This window comes from Pseudomonas sp. Pseusp88 (genome assembly GCF_047303955.1).
Classification (GTDB): Bacteria; Pseudomonadota; Gammaproteobacteria; order Pseudomonadales; family Pseudomonadaceae; genus Aquipseudomonas.
On the sequence record NZ_JBGLYM010000004.1, the window covers coordinates 264,856 to 280,385 of the forward strand.

The 15,530-nt window shown below is 60.2% G+C and carries 13 protein-coding genes; 4 read left to right on the forward strand and 9 right to left on the reverse strand.

All coding sequences use genetic code 11. From position 1 onward, the window contains the following. Positions 1 to 79: 79 nt before the first annotated feature. From ACCD02_RS07840 to ACCD02_RS07865, 6 genes are all read right to left on the reverse strand, one after another. On the reverse strand, positions 80 to 289 hold the full coding sequence (locus tag ACCD02_RS07840) for a DUF6124 family protein (protein WP_413300081.1): 210 nt from the start codon (positions 287 to 289) through the stop codon (positions 80 to 82). 344 nt (positions 290 to 633) lie between these two features. Next, complete coding sequence (locus ACCD02_RS07845; RefSeq protein ID WP_413300083.1) at positions 634 to 1,107, reverse strand: hemerythrin domain-containing protein; 474 nt, start codon at positions 1,105 to 1,107, stop codon at positions 634 to 636. A gap of 352 nt (positions 1,108 to 1,459) precedes the next feature. After that, the gene (locus ACCD02_RS07850) at positions 1,460 to 2,617 is read right to left on the reverse strand and encodes a DegT/DnrJ/EryC1/StrS family aminotransferase (RefSeq protein ID WP_413300085.1); all 1,158 of its coding nucleotides are present in this window, start codon (positions 2,615 to 2,617) and stop codon (positions 1,460 to 1,462) included. After that, the gene (locus tag ACCD02_RS07855) at positions 2,614 to 3,513 is read right to left on the reverse strand and encodes a 3-keto-5-aminohexanoate cleavage protein (RefSeq protein ID WP_413300087.1); all 900 of its coding nucleotides are present in this window, start codon (positions 3,511 to 3,513) and stop codon (positions 2,614 to 2,616) included. The genes ACCD02_RS07850 and ACCD02_RS07855 overlap by 4 nt, the downstream gene beginning before the upstream one ends. Positions 3,514 to 3,622: 109 nt before the next feature. Then, positions 3,623 to 4,318 (reverse strand): acetyltransferase, encoded by a 696-nt coding sequence (locus tag ACCD02_RS07860; protein ID WP_413300089.1) that lies wholly within the window; start codon positions 4,316 to 4,318, stop codon positions 3,623 to 3,625. Next, positions 4,311 to 5,846: a hypothetical protein gene (locus ACCD02_RS07865; protein WP_413300091.1), complete on the reverse strand. Its 1,536-nt coding sequence runs from the start codon at positions 5,844 to 5,846 to the stop codon at positions 4,311 to 4,313. Before ACCD02_RS07865 ends, ACCD02_RS07860 begins: the two co-directional genes overlap by 8 nt. Before the next feature lie 219 nt (positions 5,847 to 6,065). Here ACCD02_RS07865 and ACCD02_RS07870 point away from each other — a divergent pair, with 219 nt between their 5' ends. Next, positions 6,066 to 9,050: a DUF4214 domain-containing protein gene (locus tag ACCD02_RS07870; RefSeq protein ID WP_413300093.1), complete on the forward strand. Its 2,985-nt coding sequence runs from the start codon at positions 6,066 to 6,068 to the stop codon at positions 9,048 to 9,050. A gap of 254 nt (positions 9,051 to 9,304) precedes the next feature. Here the strand turns inward: ACCD02_RS07870 and lldD are convergent, their stop codons facing one another. Further along, complete coding sequence (gene lldD / locus ACCD02_RS07875; protein WP_413300095.1) at positions 9,305 to 10,447, reverse strand: FMN-dependent L-lactate dehydrogenase LldD; 1,143 nt, start codon at positions 10,445 to 10,447, stop codon at positions 9,305 to 9,307. Positions 10,448 to 10,556: 109 nt separating this feature from the next. On the opposite strand from lldD, the gene ACCD02_RS07880 reads away from it, so the two are divergent. From ACCD02_RS07880 to ACCD02_RS07890, 3 genes are read left to right on the forward strand one after another with little or no spacing between them, the layout of a single operon-like run. Next, positions 10,557 to 11,435: a LysR family transcriptional regulator gene (locus ACCD02_RS07880; protein WP_413300097.1), complete on the forward strand. Its 879-nt coding sequence runs from the start codon at positions 10,557 to 10,559 to the stop codon at positions 11,433 to 11,435. Positions 11,436 to 11,476: 41 nt separating this feature from the next. Beyond that, entirely contained in the window at positions 11,477 to 11,818 is a 342-nt protein-coding gene (locus tag ACCD02_RS07885; protein ID WP_413300099.1) for a type II toxin-antitoxin system RelE/ParE family toxin, read from the forward strand. 10 nt (positions 11,819 to 11,828) lie between these two features. Continuing rightward, positions 11,829 to 12,131, forward strand: a complete 303-nt coding sequence (locus tag ACCD02_RS07890; RefSeq protein ID WP_259105910.1) for a helix-turn-helix domain-containing protein — start codon at positions 11,829 to 11,831, stop codon at positions 12,129 to 12,131. Between the two features lie 134 nt (positions 12,132 to 12,265). Here ACCD02_RS07890 and ACCD02_RS07895 read toward each other — a convergent pair whose 3' ends face one another. Both ACCD02_RS07895 and ACCD02_RS07900 read right to left on the reverse strand, forming a co-directional pair. Then, the gene (locus ACCD02_RS07895; RefSeq protein ID WP_413300101.1) at positions 12,266 to 12,532 is read right to left on the reverse strand and encodes a DUF3077 domain-containing protein; all 267 of its coding nucleotides are present in this window, start codon (positions 12,530 to 12,532) and stop codon (positions 12,266 to 12,268) included. Between the two features lie 437 nt (positions 12,533 to 12,969). Then, positions 12,970 to 15,396: a TonB-dependent siderophore receptor gene (locus ACCD02_RS07900; RefSeq protein WP_413300103.1), complete on the reverse strand. Its 2,427-nt coding sequence runs from the start codon at positions 15,394 to 15,396 to the stop codon at positions 12,970 to 12,972. Between the last annotated feature and the right edge of the window lie 134 nt (positions 15,397 to 15,530).

Here is a 15,530-nt window from a genome sequence, read left to right on the forward strand (position 1 = left end):
GAGTGAAGAAAATCTGCGGCGTATTCACAGGAATAAAAATTTGTCAGACCCAGTCATCGACCGGGCCTGATGGGCGTGCTTATGGCTGGCCCGCTGCCTGGATACGCGCCATCTGCGTCACCTTGCCCTGAATCACCTCAAGCAGATGAACCACGGATAACGAATGATCCCGCTGACTGCCCTTGAGGTTGTCGGCGCTTTCATAGGCGGTGGCTTTGACACAGCGCAGCAGCTCATCGGTTTCATCGATCAGTTGGGCGAGGGTGGGAGTTTGGCTGTTGTTGCTCATGGTCTTGCTCCTAGATTGATGGAGCTGCCAGAAAACCTTCCTACGGGCTATGGGTGGCAGCTGTGCACGGGGTAGGAATACCGGATCTAGGAAACCGGCCACGCCGAAGCGTGCCCGCACACAGCCGCCATAACGAGCTGTGTATATACAGTCGAATTGGTTGAAGCGTACGTCCTAGAATCTGGGTTCCTACACCCAGGCCGCTGATTTGGCAGCGACGGGCGCAAGGGTAGCGAGGTGAGGGAGGGGTCGCAAGGGGTAGCTGTCAGGTGTCTCGGTTGGCGCTTTTGCATGGGTATGAAAAAGCCCGGCATTACGCCGGGCTTTTGTAACAGCCTGTCCAATCAAGCTGCCATGCCCTGACTCAAGGATTTTTTATAATCCGCTTTCATGGCTTCCATCTGTGCACCCAGCTCATCGAGCTTGGCCTTGCCCAGCAGTTTGCGGGCCTGAGGGAACATCTCGGTTTCTTCTTCTTCGATATGGTGTTCCAGCAGCTCTTTGACGACCTTCACCCGGCCGGAAAACTCGGGCGTTGATGGGTCGGTCTGCTTGAGGTCGGGCAGCACCAGGGAGTCGACGGTACGGTGCTCTTCCTTGGCCTCGTAATACATCACATCCTGCTCCTTGGCCCCGGCCGCCTTGAAGGCCGGATAGAGGATCTCTTCCTCGATCTGGGTGTGAATGGTGATTTCCATTTCCAGTTTGGCCAGCAGCTCGGTGCGTTTCTTGATGGCGCGTTCAGTGGACTCGCTCAGCTGGGTCAGGATGGCTTTTACGCGTTCGTGGTCGGCTTGCAAAAGGTCGATGGCGTTCATTTTTAGAGTTCCTCTGGTTTCACGGTTTTCAAGTCGGACATTAGCGTCGGTCCGGCTGATGCCTAGAGGTAATTGCAGCGGCTATGCCAATCCTGGCTTCAGGATTTATCTGAATAAAATCATTGGGTTGGATGAGCGGTCAGCGACTTGTTTCGTGCATGTTGCATGAATGCTGTCGAATGAGGATTGCAGGACGCGGGAGATGCCTGTCGTTCAGGACGATGGCGAGCGTTGGAGTGAATAGGCCAGTGAAGCCACACATATTCTTATCGTCAACATCGCTTTCGCGAATGAATTCGCTCCCACAAACTCGCCCAAAAATTTCGTTCTCACGAACCGTTCCGCAGCGCGCCTACAGATCAAAACTCGTCGCGACCGCCGCAATCACCCGTTCCACCTGCCCATCCGTCAACCCCGGCCCCAGCGGCAGACTCACAATCCGCCGTCCGATCGCCGTGGCAGAGGGCGTGTCTTCCGGTCGCCAGCCCAGTTGCTGCTGATAATACGGATGCTCCGGCAGCGCCAGGTAATGCACGCCGACCCCGATGCCTGATGCCGTCATGCGCTGAATAAACGTATCCCGGGAGACGGCTGTGCGGCTGTCGTCGAGTTGCACGGTGTACAGGTGATAGGCATGACGCATATGAGCCGGGGGCTCTTGGGGCAGGATCAGGGGCAGGTGGGCCAGGGCCTGTTGGTAACGTTGCCAGATGGTCTGGCGACGTTGCCAGTTGGCGTCGAGGCGTTTGAGTTGTTGCAGGCCGATGGCGGCTTGCAGGTCCATCATGTTGTATTTGAAGCCTTGTTCGACCACCTGGTAATGGGCGTAGCCATCGGCGGAGAAACGTTTCCAGGCGTCGCGGGTCATGCCGTGCAGGGCTTGCATACGGATGCGTGGCACTTTTTCGGCATCTTTGGCCAGCAGCATGCCGCCTTCAACAGTGGTGAGGTTTTTGGTGGCGTAGAAGCTGAAGCAACCGAAGTCGCCGAGAGTGCCCAGGGGCTGGCCGCGGTAGCTGGCTTCCACGGCATGGGCGCAGTCCTCGATAACGCTCAGGCCGTGGCGGTGGGCGATGGCGAGGAGCTCGCTCATGGCGCAGGGGCGGCCGGCGAAGTGCACGGGCAGCAGGGCGCGGGTGCGTGCGGTGATGCGCGCTTCGATGGCTGTGGGGGCAAGGTTCAGGGTCTGCGGGTCGACGTCCACCAGTACCGGTGTGGCATCGACCTGCAGGATCGCGTTGGCGGTAGCGCAGAAGGTCAGGGGCGAGGTGATGACTTCGTCGCCCGGGCCGATGCCTGCGGCGAGCAGGCTTAGATGCAGGGCGGCGGTGCAGGAGTTGAGGGCGACCATCTGTTCACCGCGCACCCCCTTGAAGTTGGCGAGCGCGGCTTCGAATTCAGCGACTTTCGGCCCGCTGCCGAGCCAGCCGGAGCGCATCGTTGCGACGACGGCCTGGATGTCTTCTTCGCTGATATCCGGTGCGCCGAAGACAATGAACTCTTCACTCAAGATGCGATTCCCAAAGTGTGGCGCAGGGCTTGCGCTGATATCAGTGGACGTTCCAGCAAGGCGGCCTGGGCAATGACGCGTTTGATCAGTGCCGAGTTGTCAGCGGGGAGAGTGCGTTGCTGATCGAACCACAGGTTGTCTTCCAGCCCGACACGCACGCCATCGGCGGCCAGCAAGCCAAGTCCGTTGGCCGCCAACTGGAAGCGTCCGAGCCCGGCGACGCCGACGATGCAGCCCGCTGGCAATGCCGCCAGGATCGCGGCCAGTTGCAGCAGATCAGCCTGGGCGCCCGCCATATTGCCCAGCAGCACGTTGACGTACAGCGGCGTTTCGAGCAGCCCTTCCTTGAGCAGTACCCCGGCGAAATTGGCCATGCCTGCGTCGAACACTTCCAGCTCCGGCTTGATGCGTCGGGTCAGCATATGCTCGGCCAGACGGCGGATGGTGTCCGGCGGATTGAGACTGGCCGATTGGGTGAAATTCATGGAGCTGAGGGTCAGGCTGGCCATGTCCGGACGGGCGTCGCCGTCCAGGTCCAGCACCCGTGAACGTGAGGCGAAACCGGCATCCTGGCGGCCGCTGGTGGTGACGCAGACGATCAGTTCACGCCCGCCCGGCAAGGCGCGGATTGCCTCGACCAATTGGCCATAGGGTTGCGGATCGGCGGTCTGAACGCCGTCGCTGTCACGGGCATGCAGGTGCACCATCTGCACGCCAAGGGCGAGGGCCTGGGCGACGTCGGCGACGATCTCATCGTGGCTTAATGGCACATGGGCATTCATCGCCTTGGTCGGGATTACGCCGGTGCAGGCCAGGTTAATGAAGAACGGTTTACCGATTTGCATCTGGTGTGCCTTGTCGGGGATAAACGGGTGGTGATGCGATTGGCGATCCATATGCGGCAGTACGCCTCGTTGGCGCGAAGCTGGCCCGCCTTGGAATATGCGCTAATTGCACAGGCCCCTTCGCGGGCAAGCCTCGCTCCCACGGGGTGGAATTCTGCATCTAGCCTCCCGACGCCTGCAGCGAAGTTTTCTCGGCCTTGCGCGCCGGGTTACCGACGTACAGGCCATCGGCCTCGGTGTCCTTGAGGACTACGGCACCGGCACCGATGAAGCTGCGCGGGGCAATGTTGATGCGATCACGCAGCACGGCACCCACGCCGATAAAAGACTGTTCGCCGACATAGCCTTCACCGCCCATGGCGACCTGGGCCGCGACAAAGGCGTGATCGGCTATCTGGCAATGATGGGACAGGTGCGCACCGCTGCGAATGATGCAGTTGCTGCCGATGCGCACGAAGGGCTGGATGATGGCGTGTTCGTAGATCAACACGTTTTCGCCGATATCCAGATCGGGCCACACGCTGGCCCGGCTGGAAACATAGCTGACAAAGGTATAGCCGCGTTGCTTGGCTTGCTCGTAGCGGGCACGGCGCACGCCGTTGATCTGCTGATAGCCCATGGGGATCAGCAGACGGTAATCACCCGGCGGGTAGAAGGCTTCCAGTTGTTCGAACGGCACTAATGGCAGGCCTTCGAAATGACTGGTTGAACGGTAGGCTTCGTCGACGGTGAACCCGGCGACATGCCAGGGGCTGTCATGGCACAGGCAGTACCAGGCCAGGCTGGCCGAGCGCAGATTGCCGAAAATGATCACCGGGCGGTCGTCGCCCGATGCCTGTGGAGAGCCATTAATCACATGCGGTTTCCTTGCGCTGTTGAAAGGCGGCAATCGCCTGATTGCAGGCGGCCAGCAGTCCTTGCGCCGCCAATGTCGTGGAAAAGTCCAGACGCTCATGGAAGCGCGTCTTGAGCGCCGCGCCGATCTCGCGACGAAGTTCGGGGTGCTCCACCCAGGCTTGCAGCCGGGTGAAATAATCATCTACCGAGCTTGCGCCGTACGGCCCCAGTTTGTCGCCGCCATCACCGGTATTCATCGATGCGACTGCCAGACCCTGTTCCATGGCCAGGGCCACTGCACTGCCGCCGCCAATGCGCGGCGGGTTGATAAATATATCGCTGGCTGCCAGCCATGCTTCGATATGGCTCTGCAAGGGGGCGCGGTAGATACGTACATGCTGCGGCAGGGCATCGGAGGGGATCTCTTCGCGCACGCCGACCAGCAGCCAGTGTACGTCGGGATGACGCTCAAGCAGTTGCAACATGCGTTCTTGCCACTCGGGCGTCAGCTCCACTTCCAGGCGAAAGCCCACCGAGATCAGCAGCGTGGCCGACACCGGCAACCCCAGCTGCCCACGATCAATCGGTGTGACCGGGGCGCCAGGCCAGAAGCGCTGGGGGAAGTCGAAAGTCTGCGGCACCGGCAAGCCGGGCCAGCAGGCTGCATTGGCTTCGGGATCGGCGCTGAGCCATACGTCTACGGGCGCCAGGGGCGGCAAGGAGTGGATTGACAGGCCGACCACCGGGTAGCGCTCATACAGGTCAAAGATCAGGGGCGACAGGAAGCCGACAAAAAACACCACGTCAGGGGCGAAGTCATCAATGGCCTGCCGCATCTGCTCAAAGCGCGCCCGTACGGAGAACTCCACATCTGGCAACAGCAGCTGGCAATGTCCGGGGCGTTTGAGTCGCAGGGTTTCGGGCTGCACGATGACCGGTTGCACGGCCTCATTGCCGCCGTGATAGCTGCCCACAGCCGGGATGTTGTTTTCCTGGGCGGCGAAGGTGTGAATGTCAGCCAGGTCTTCGTTCAGCGCGCTCATTACATTGAGGGTGAACATGGTGCCGCCATGGGTCGGGTTGGCCACATGGGGCGTGTAGATGGCAATACGCAGGCGGCCTGGAGGCTGCCGCGGTTCAGTGGCCTGGCGTCGGGGCAGTTGGCGAGCGACCAGACTCTGCAGGCGCGGCAGGTCAATCTTTTGCAGGGCGTGCACCATGGCTGTCGGGGGTTGTGTGCGTGCCAGGCCATGGTGCCAGGCCAGGCCCAGCAGGCTCATCAGAGCATCGGGCAGCGTCGCTTCGCTGGCCTGGAGCGCCTGGCGGGCGTACCACGCGGTGTCGTGGGTTAGCTCAGCCATGGCGGAGCAACGCAACCACTCGGCCTCAGCCGATTCAAGCGGGCAGGCGGCAATGTCCTCGAGCAAGCGCTGGCGCTCATTGCCTTGCAGCTTGCCGGCCTGGATCGCCAGTTGCTGCCACAGCAATGACGATCGGGTAGAACGCTTGACCGATTCCAGCGTGTCCAGTGCCAACATCAGGTTCATGGCAGGTTTCCAGAACTTATAGTCAATCGAGGTTATTCCCAGCAGTGTACAAGCCCGTCTCCGCGCTCTGACTCAAAAGTTTTAGCAGCGTCATTAGTACGCTGAGAGGGACGTTGGTCGGCAAACTCGCGGCCAGTCAGGCACCCAGAGAGTCACTGTGCTATCTAGTTAATGCTACTCGATGCATTTTCGCAGTGACCTTAATGGAGTTTTAGCCCAATGGCTGCTTCTGCGTATTTCGATCAAGTTCAAAAACTGTATATCGCCTATTTCGGCCGCCCAGCCGACCCGGTGGGTCTGGCTTACTGGGCCGCCAACGTGGATGCAGCCAACGGCAATTTCAGCGCCGCGATCGCGGGTTTTGCCTCTTCCAACGAATCCAACGCCCTGTATGCCGGGACCAGCACCGCGCAGAAAGTCTCGGCGATTTACCTGGCGATATTCAATCGCACTCCCGAGCCTGCTGGCCTGACGTACTGGACGGGACTGATCGATTCAGGCTCTGTGAGTTCGGCGCAAGCCGCCTATACCATTCTCAATTCCGCAGGACCCGGTGACGCCACCGCAGTGGCCAATAAACTGGCCGCCGCCAATGCCTTTACCGCGCAGATCGACACCACGGCTGAAGTCAACGGCTATGTCGGCCAGACCGCCGCTGCCTATGGTCGCACCTTCCTCAATGGCGTCGATGCCACGCCTGCCTCACTGAGCACCGCCACCACGTCGAGCAACCTGGCCAGTACCGTAGCAATTGCCACCAATACCACGGTCACGACGCCACCCACTACGCCGACCGGGCCGGGGCAGACATTCACTCTCACGGCAGGTGCCGATACCGTTACCGGCACTGCACTGGATGACACGATTGTCTCCACTGTCGCAGGCGGTTTCGCTTCAGGAGACGTGATTGACGGCGGGGCGGGCAACGACACCCTGACCGTGAGCGGCTCGGGCAAGATCAGCAGCTCGGGTGTCACCGTGACCGGCGTTGAGTCGGCGTCGTTTACCTCTACCAGTGATGTCGCCCTGACCACCACGACCTGGACCGGCCTCACCAGTCTGACCACCCAGAGCAATGCGGGCGCAACAACACTTACAGCAGGTGGGGGCACGGCTATCATCTCGACTGCCTTGACCCAGGGCACGAATAATATAGTGATCAATGGCGGCTCCAGTGTGTCGGTGACCTCGTCGGGGGTAACTACAGGATCCATTACCATCGGCGGCGTTACCCAGCCGACCGGAGCCGTTACGGTCAGTGCGACCAGTGCTGCCACTTCTAGCAGTATGGGGCCTATTACCGTCACCGGAGGCAGCGTCATCAATGTCACCCAGGCCGCCGCCAACGCCGTCAACACCACAGTGGCGATGGGGTCGGTCACCGTCACTGGCAAGGCGGGCACCACCTCGGTCAGCGTGAACAACGCGGCCAGGGCCACTGCGGACGTCGGCACGGCCGGAGTCAATAACAATATAGTGACCGTCAATGATGTGAACGGTGGCAGTGCCAGCACCAAGGTTGGCACGATCACCAACGTCTCAGTGAAAAACTATACGGTCTTCTTCACACAGGATAACGCCCTGAGCAACCTGTCCCTTACCGGCGGTTCGGGCAATATCATTATCGATAACAGCTCGTCCCTCGCTGGTGCCAGCATCACTCGCACCCTGAACCTGACGGCCAGTGGCCTGACCGGTGGCACTCTGGACGATGCCGACTTGTATACGACGCTTAATGTCGCGACGACCGGCACTAATTCGACATTGGCCAATATCACCTTCGGCGCGCTGAACAGCCTCAATGTCTCGGGTAGCAAAACCCTGACTCTCACCTCTACCGCAGGCTCGACGGCATTGAATACCGTTACGGTCAGCGGCTCGGCTGGCCTTAGTGCCAATTTCGGTAGTACAACGACACTGAAATCAGTGGATGCCAGTGCCAGCAGTGGCCCGGTCACGGTGACCCTTGACGGCACGAAAGCCAGTTACAGCGGGGGCTCGGGCGTGGATACGCTCACCCTGAGCAATAACACTGCCCCGACCAAGGTCCTCAGCGGCGGGGCGGGCAGCAGTGATGTGTTGAGCCTGACGGCAACGGCGGCAGCGGTCTTGAGCAGTGCGGCGCTGATTTCCGGGTTTGAACAAGTGACCCTGACCGGTGCTACCAACCAGACGGTGGATCTCAGTAACTTTGTCGGCGCGACGAGCTTCTCGACCGCAGGCGGTAATGGCCTGACACTCACCAAGTTGGTCACTGGCAATTCTCTGATCCTGACGGGGGCCGGCACGGCTTATACGCTCAATGGCGACGGCTTTGCCACAGGCAACAATGACACCCTGAACCTGACGCTCACTGACAAGTCGGGGGCAGGGCTGGCTTTTGCCAGTACCGGGGTTACTGCGGCCAGTGTCGAAAACATCGCCATCAGTACTGTCGACGGGCAAGGCACTCCGTCTGGCGCCTTCAATGACTCTCTGACGCTGCTAGGCAATGCTCTCAAGACCGTCACCGTGTCCGGCAACGCAGGCCTGACCCTCACTGCAGCCAGCACGATCCTGACCTCGGTGGATGCCAGCGGGATTTCCCTCGGCGGCTTTACCTGGACGTCCGGTGCATTGAGCGGTACCAACCTGACCCTCAAGGGCAGTGCCAGCGGTACCAATACCGTCGATCTTAGCCAGTCAAATGCTGCGGTTACCTACACGGGCGGTAGCGGTGCCGACACGGTTACCGGTTCGGTCAAGGCGGACAGCTTTACCCTGGGTGCCGGTGCCAACGTGGTCAAGTTCGCGCCCGCCCAGTTCACGGCCACCGATGCAAACTCGCTGATCCTGGCGGCTGACACCGTCACCGACTGGAGCACTGGGGGTGGCATCAACACGATCGACTTTGCGGCAACCTTGGCCAAGGTCGACCATTCAGCCGCTGCCGTATCGGGCACCGCGAGCGTCACGAACGGTTTTGCGACCTTCTTTGCCGATGCCACCACGTTGTCGGCGAAACTGGCAGCAGTTGTCAGTGCGGTGAACACCGATGCTGCCGGCACCGCCGTGACATTCACCGATGGCGCTGACAGTTACCTGTTTGTAGTGGGCGATGCCACGGCAGGGATTCAGTCAGGAGATGCGTTGATCAAACTCACCGGCGTTGCGGCGACGGGGCTGACGATCAACGGCGGGGGGGATATTACGGCGTTCTCGTAACAGAGCTGAAATGATAAACGCCCGGTGTCGCAGTGAGCGGCGCCGGGCGTTTTTGTTAGTGCGGCAAACACTGGGCAGCGGGTGAATACAAATCTTGTGGGAGCGAATTCATTCGCGAATAGGCCAACGCATCCGATGCATTCGTATCGTTTGCAACATCACTTTCGCGAATGAGTTCGCTTCCACAGAGCTCGGGTGATTCGAGTCACATATCGCTTCGCCAGGAAGCTGGCTCCTATCTTTGGTCGCGGGTCTCAGAGACTGGCCTGAACCAGGGTGCTGCCATCAATCTGTTCGATCGAGGTCACACCGGTCAAGGTCATTGCCACGCGCATTTCCTTGGCGAAAATATCCAGCAGGTTCTCCACCCCGCGTTGTCCATCCGCCGCCAGGGCATAAGCCACCGAGCGGCCGAGCAACACGCCTTTGGCGCCGAGGGCAAGCATGCGCACGACGTCCAGGCCGGAACGGATACCGGAGTCCACCAGTACGGTCAGGTCACTACCCACCGCCTGGGCAATCGGCGGCAGGGCCTTGGCCGTGGAGAGCACGCCATCGAGCTGGCGGCCACCGTGGTTGGAAACCACGATGCCATCGGCACCGAAGCTCACCGCGTCCCTGGCATCTTCCGGGTCGAGAATGCCTTTGATGATCATCGGGCCTTTCCAGAACTCGCGAATCCACTCCAGGTCCTTCCAGCTGATGGACGGATCGAAGTTGGCACCCAGCCAGCCCACGTAGTCTTCAAGAGTGGTGGGCTTGCCCAGATATTTGGAGATATTGCCCAGATCATGGGGGCGACCGAGCAGGCCGACATCCAGTGCCCATTGTGGCTTGGTCATGGCCTGCAACATGCGCCGCTGCGCGCCGTAAGGCCCGGACATACCCGAGTGGGCATCGCGATACCGGGCGCCGGGCGTGGGCATATCCACCGTGAACACCAGGGTCTTGACCCCGGCCGCCTGGGCACGCTCCAGGGCGTTCTTCATGAAGCCGCGGTCCTTGAGTACATACAGCTGGAACCAGATCGGCCGTGAGCACTGCGATGCCACTTCCTCGATCGAGCATACCGACACCGTCGACAGGCAAAGCGGAATGCCCTTGTTCGCCGCCGCATTGGCCGCCTGCACCTCGCCGCGCCGCGCATACATGCCGGTCAGGCCCACGGGGCTGAGGACCATCGGTGTGGCCATCTGCTCGCCGAACAGCGTGGTGTTCAGGTTGAGGCTGTCGACGTTCTTGAGGACGCGCTGGCGCAGGCTGATGCTGGACAGGTCGGAAACGTTGGCCCGCAGGGTGTGCTCGGCGTAAGCGCCGCCATCGATATAGTCGAACAGAAAGCGCGGCAGCTTGCGTTTGGCCACTGCGCGGTAGTCAGAGGCCGACGAGATGATCATGGCAGTTGTCCTTGGGTAGACGGATTTTTATGTGCATGCAGAGTAAAGAGGTATAGCGCATGGTAAAAACAACTTTTATAAATAGATTCCAGTCGGAAAGTGAATAGCGATGAACCTTCGCACATTACGCACCTTTGTCGAAGTGGTGCGCCAGGGCGGTTTTTCCCAAGCGGCCGAAGTGGTGTCCCTGACCCAGTCGACGGTCAGCAAAGCGGTCAAAACCCTGGAAGATGAATTGGGCACACCGCTGCTCAACCGCATGGGCCACAAAAGCGAACTCACTGCCGCCGGCGCCATCGTGTATCGCCGCGCCCTGGTGCTATTGGCCGAGCGCAGCGACCTGATAGCCGAGATCAACGACCTGCGTGGCCTCAAGGGCGGCATCCTGCGCATCGGCCTGCCGCCGGTGGGCAGCGGCGCACTCTTCGCCGCGATGTTCGCCGAATACCGCGCCCGCTACCCCGATATCGAAATCGAACTGATCGAATACGGCGCCAAAAAACTCCTCGAATGCCTGGAGTCCGGGGAACTGGATGTCGCCGCGCTGCTGAAACAAAAGCCCTACAACGAAGCCTTCGACTATCAGGACGTGCGCATCGAACCCCTGGTTGTGGTCATGCCCGAACACCACCCGTTGAGCACTCGCAAAAGCGTCGACTTCGCCGACCTGGCCGACTCGCCCTTTATCCTCTTCGAAGCCGGCTTTGCCCTGAACGCAGTGATCCAGGCCGCCTGCGATAAAAAGGGCGTCACCCCCAAAGTCACCGCCCGCAGCGGGCAGATCGACTTTATTGTTGATCTGGTTTCAGCAGGATTGGGCGTGGCGTTTCTGCCGAGGATGCTGGCGCAGAAACATCTGCATGACGGCATTCGGTTGGTGGCGCTGGATGAAGCGGATACGGATTGGCATATCGCGCTGGCGTGGAGGAAGAACGCGCATTTGTCGCCGGCGGCGGGGGCCTGGTTGGAGGTGGCGCGGGGGAGGTAGGTGAAGGTTGAAATATGTACCTTTTTAGGTACACTTCTCCAATGAGCAATTTTCTACCAGTTCTCGGCGTCAGGTTTTTCTGTACAGAAGCGGGCAACGAGCCGGTGCGTGAATGGTTAACCGATTTGCCTCGTGAGCAGCGACGTTTGGTTGGCATCGAGATCAAAACTGTTCAAATGGGATGGCCTATCGGCATGCCGGTAGTACGAAAGCTTGATATCGGGCTTTGGAAGGTCCGTGTTGACCTCGGTGACACCATCGCAAGGGTTTTATTTACGGTCGTAGGCTCGAACATGATTCTGCTTCATGGCTTCATCAAGAAAAGCCAGAAAACACCCATGTCCGACTTGGCTACCGCCAAACAACGTAAAGCAAGACTATGAGGTACGCCACGTGAGCAAACATATCGGATCTGATTTTGACGATTTTCTGATCGAACAGGGGCTCGCAGAAGAAGTCTCTGCTGCCGCGCTCAAACGCGTAATTTCATGGCAGCTTGCCGAAGCCATGAAGGCTCAGGGAATTACTAAAACAGCGTTGGCTTTGCTGATGCACACCAGTCGCACCGTAGTTGATCGAGTCCTCGATCAAAATGATGCAGGTATGACCTTGGCAACTCTCGCCAGCGCAGCCAAAGCGCTTGGTCAGCGGGTTGAGGTTCGCTTGATACCCGATGGGGAAAAGGCAAGTGCATAACTAGCGCGGCCCCACGTCAATCAGGGTGTGCAAAAAATGTACTGCGCACGATATTGTCCTTGGACATGTTCAAACTGATTTACCGAAACCAGCTACCAACCCAGCCCCGGCTTTAATGCTTTTAGCGACCTACCTCATTCCTGGCGAGCCAAAGCCAGATCTTCAACAATCGCCTGGGCCATTTCGTTCAGGTAAACCGCCGCCCAAGGCACATGCTGCCCGCCGTCACCCATGGCCGAATCGGCCATCAGTTGGCTGGCAATGTGTTGCAGGTTGGCGCTGTGTTCGAGGGCGTGCCTGACATCAATGCCGGGATTGACGCGCAGTAGCGGGGTGGCGTCAGGGCCGCATTCAGCGAAGGTGGTGATGCCGAGGGTTTTGTGGTGCGTGGAGTTTTCCATGGATACATCTCCTGTTGTGGACAAGTCACCTTCGTCTGCCGCCAAGCAGATGTGGGTGACGGATTACGCAAGGTTGGCGGACCGGCAACAGGAGCCCGGCACTTCCGAAGAAGTCCCTGCGCAACCCGCCATAGCACAGCATTGCGAGCGCAAAGGCGCGCTAGCACTGTTGTGTGGTGACGCTGTCGCGCCTGTTGTTCGGGCCGCCAAGCCCGTCTCTGCATCCATTACGAATGCAGATAGGGCGGCAGGGTAGCGGGACTTTGGTGGGCAGGCAAATGTAACGCGGTCTGCCGGCAAACCCTGGACCCATGTGGGACCGGCTTCAGCCGGGAAGGCGGTGACTTGATTCAAGAGGATGTAGCGGATGTACTGGCCTCTTCCCGGCTAAAGCCGGTCCCACAGGTCTCATTCCAATCTGGGAAAGGTGGGGCAACTCAATACTTCCACGTCACCGACGCCATCACATTCCTCGGCGCGCCATAGTTGGTCGAGCCCGCCGCCTGATACAGCGACAGCAGGTACTTCTGGTCCGTGACGTTGTTCATGTTCAGCGACGTGCTCCAGTGTTCGTCGAAGTCATAACTGGCCATCAGGTCGACCAGGGCGTAGGCGTCCTGGCGGATACGGCTGTTGCTGTCGACTTCGGTTTCACTCTGCCATTGCACGCGGGTGCCGATTTTGGCCTGGGGCAGGGCGGGCAGGCGGTAGGTCAGGCTGCCGCGTATGGTGTGGGTAGGGATGTACTGGCGGGCCTTGTCACCGTGGTTGTCGTTGATATCGACAAAGGTATAGCCGCCGGCCACTTCCAGGCCCGGGAAGGCTTCGCCGGAGGCTTCCAGTTCGATGCCCTGGCTCTTGTAGTCCACGCCTTGATAGACGTACTGGCCGTTGACGATCTGACCGGTGAGTTCGGCGACGTTCTCCTGCCGGGTCTTGAACACCGCAGCGGTGACGTTCAGGCGCTTGTCGAGCAGGCTGCCTTTGACCCCGGCTTCCATGCTGGTGCCTTCCAGCGGCAGGATCAGCCCGCCGCCGACACTGCGCAGGTATTGCGGCTTGAAGATTTCGGTCCAGCTGGCATACAGGCTCCACTCCGGGGTCAGGTCGTAGACGATGCCCGTGTAGGGCGTGACCTTGCCATGCACCCGGGTGTAGTGGGACGAGCCATAGCCCGCGCCTTCGCCATCGGCGCTGAGCATGCGCGCACCGGCGATCCAGTGCAGGTCGTCGAGCAGGCTGAAGCGCGCACCGGCGAACAGGCTTTTCTGGCGGTCGGTGAACAGTTGGGTGTTGAGCTCGTCGGTGTAGTTCATCGCAGGCTCAACGACCCGCCCGGCCAGTACGTCGGCGAGGCTGACGATCTGGTTGCCGGAGGCATCCTTATAGTGCCCGCGCTCGTCGTGATGGGTACGGCCATAGTTGGCCCCCACCGTCAGTTCGTGCTCGCGGCCGAGCAGGCTGAACGGCCCGGACAACTGCGCCTCGCCGGTCAACGAATGCTCGGTGCTGGTGGTGCGGTTGATATAGGCGTAGGCGGTGTCGGCCGTCGCGGGGATGGCGTAGAGCATTTTGGTATCGGAATGCTGGTTGGTCCCGGTCAGGGTGATCTTGCTCGACCAGCCATTGTCGAAGGCGTGGGTCAGCTCGGCGAACGCGCGTTGCGTGTGGATATTCCAGTAGGTCCACGGCTGGCCGACGCTGGAGCTGCGGCTGCTGTAATGAATGCGGTTGCCGGCGTAATCGGCGATGGGCAGGGCGCCCCAGGTGCTGCCGTTTGAATAGCTGTCCTGCTGGGAGTAACCCACAGTGAGGGTATCGGCGTCGGACAGGTCGAAGGCCAGCAGCCCCGCGACTACGTTGACCTCATGACCATACTGGTCAAGGTAGGAATTGCCCTTGTCGTGGGAGGTGATGAAGCGCCCGCGCACGTTGCCGCTGTCGCTCAACGGGCCGGAGACGTCCAGAGCCAGGCGGCGGCTGTCCCAGGAACCGACGCTGCTATCGACCCGGGCCTGGAAGGTATCGGTGGGCCGTTTACGCACCAGGTTGACCGTCGCCGACGGATCACCAGCACCGCTCATCAAACCGTTGGCGCCGTGCAGCACGTCGATCTGTTCAAACTCGGTCATGTCCTGATCGCCCATCAACACGCCGCCGGAGAAGGGCATGCCCATGCCGTCGAACTCGACGTTCTCGACCTTGAAGCCGCGGGAGGTGAAAGCGGTACGGTCGCTTTCGAACTGCTCGACGGTGACCGATGGTGCATTGCGCAAGGCGTCTTTGACGCTATTGAGCTTGAAGTCGTCGATCTGCTCGCGGGTGATGGTGGTGATGGCTTGCGGCGTGTCTTTGGCGCTCAGGCCCATGCGTGTGGTGCTGGAGGCCGGCTTGCCCTTGTAGCCGCGCACCTCACCGCTATCGTCCGTCGCTGCGTCATTGTTGCTGGCGGTGACCTTGGTCTCTGCAAGCTGCACGGAGCCGCCGGCGGTCTTCAACGGCACCAGGTAGACGGTGACGGCATCGGTGCGGGCGAAGCTGTAGCCGCTGCCTTGCAACAGCATCGCCAGGGCGTCCTGTGCCGAGTACAGACCGACCACGGCATGGCTGCGCAGGCCCGCATCGAGGTTGCCGTCGAGCAATACATTCTGCCCGGATTGCTGGCTGAACTGTAGCAACGCCTGACGCAATTGCTGGGCTGGAATATTCAGCGACAGTTTCTCGGTGGTCGCACCGCTGGCTTGCTCCGGCGCTGCATAAGCCTGAACGGCCCCGGTCAGCAAGGTGCAGGCGAGGGCTGCGCTGAGGGCGCTGCGTCGCCATTGCGTGTCGAGGTTGAGCCCGGAGTCGTTGTGCTTGGCCATTGAAGTGGTTCCCTATGAGACTGCTTAAAGCATGCGAATAAATATCAGTCACGTTAAGACGCATGAGTGATCGGGATACCTGATGGCGATTTGAAATATTTGGCGGGCGTATGACTGATTGGAACGAAATAGCT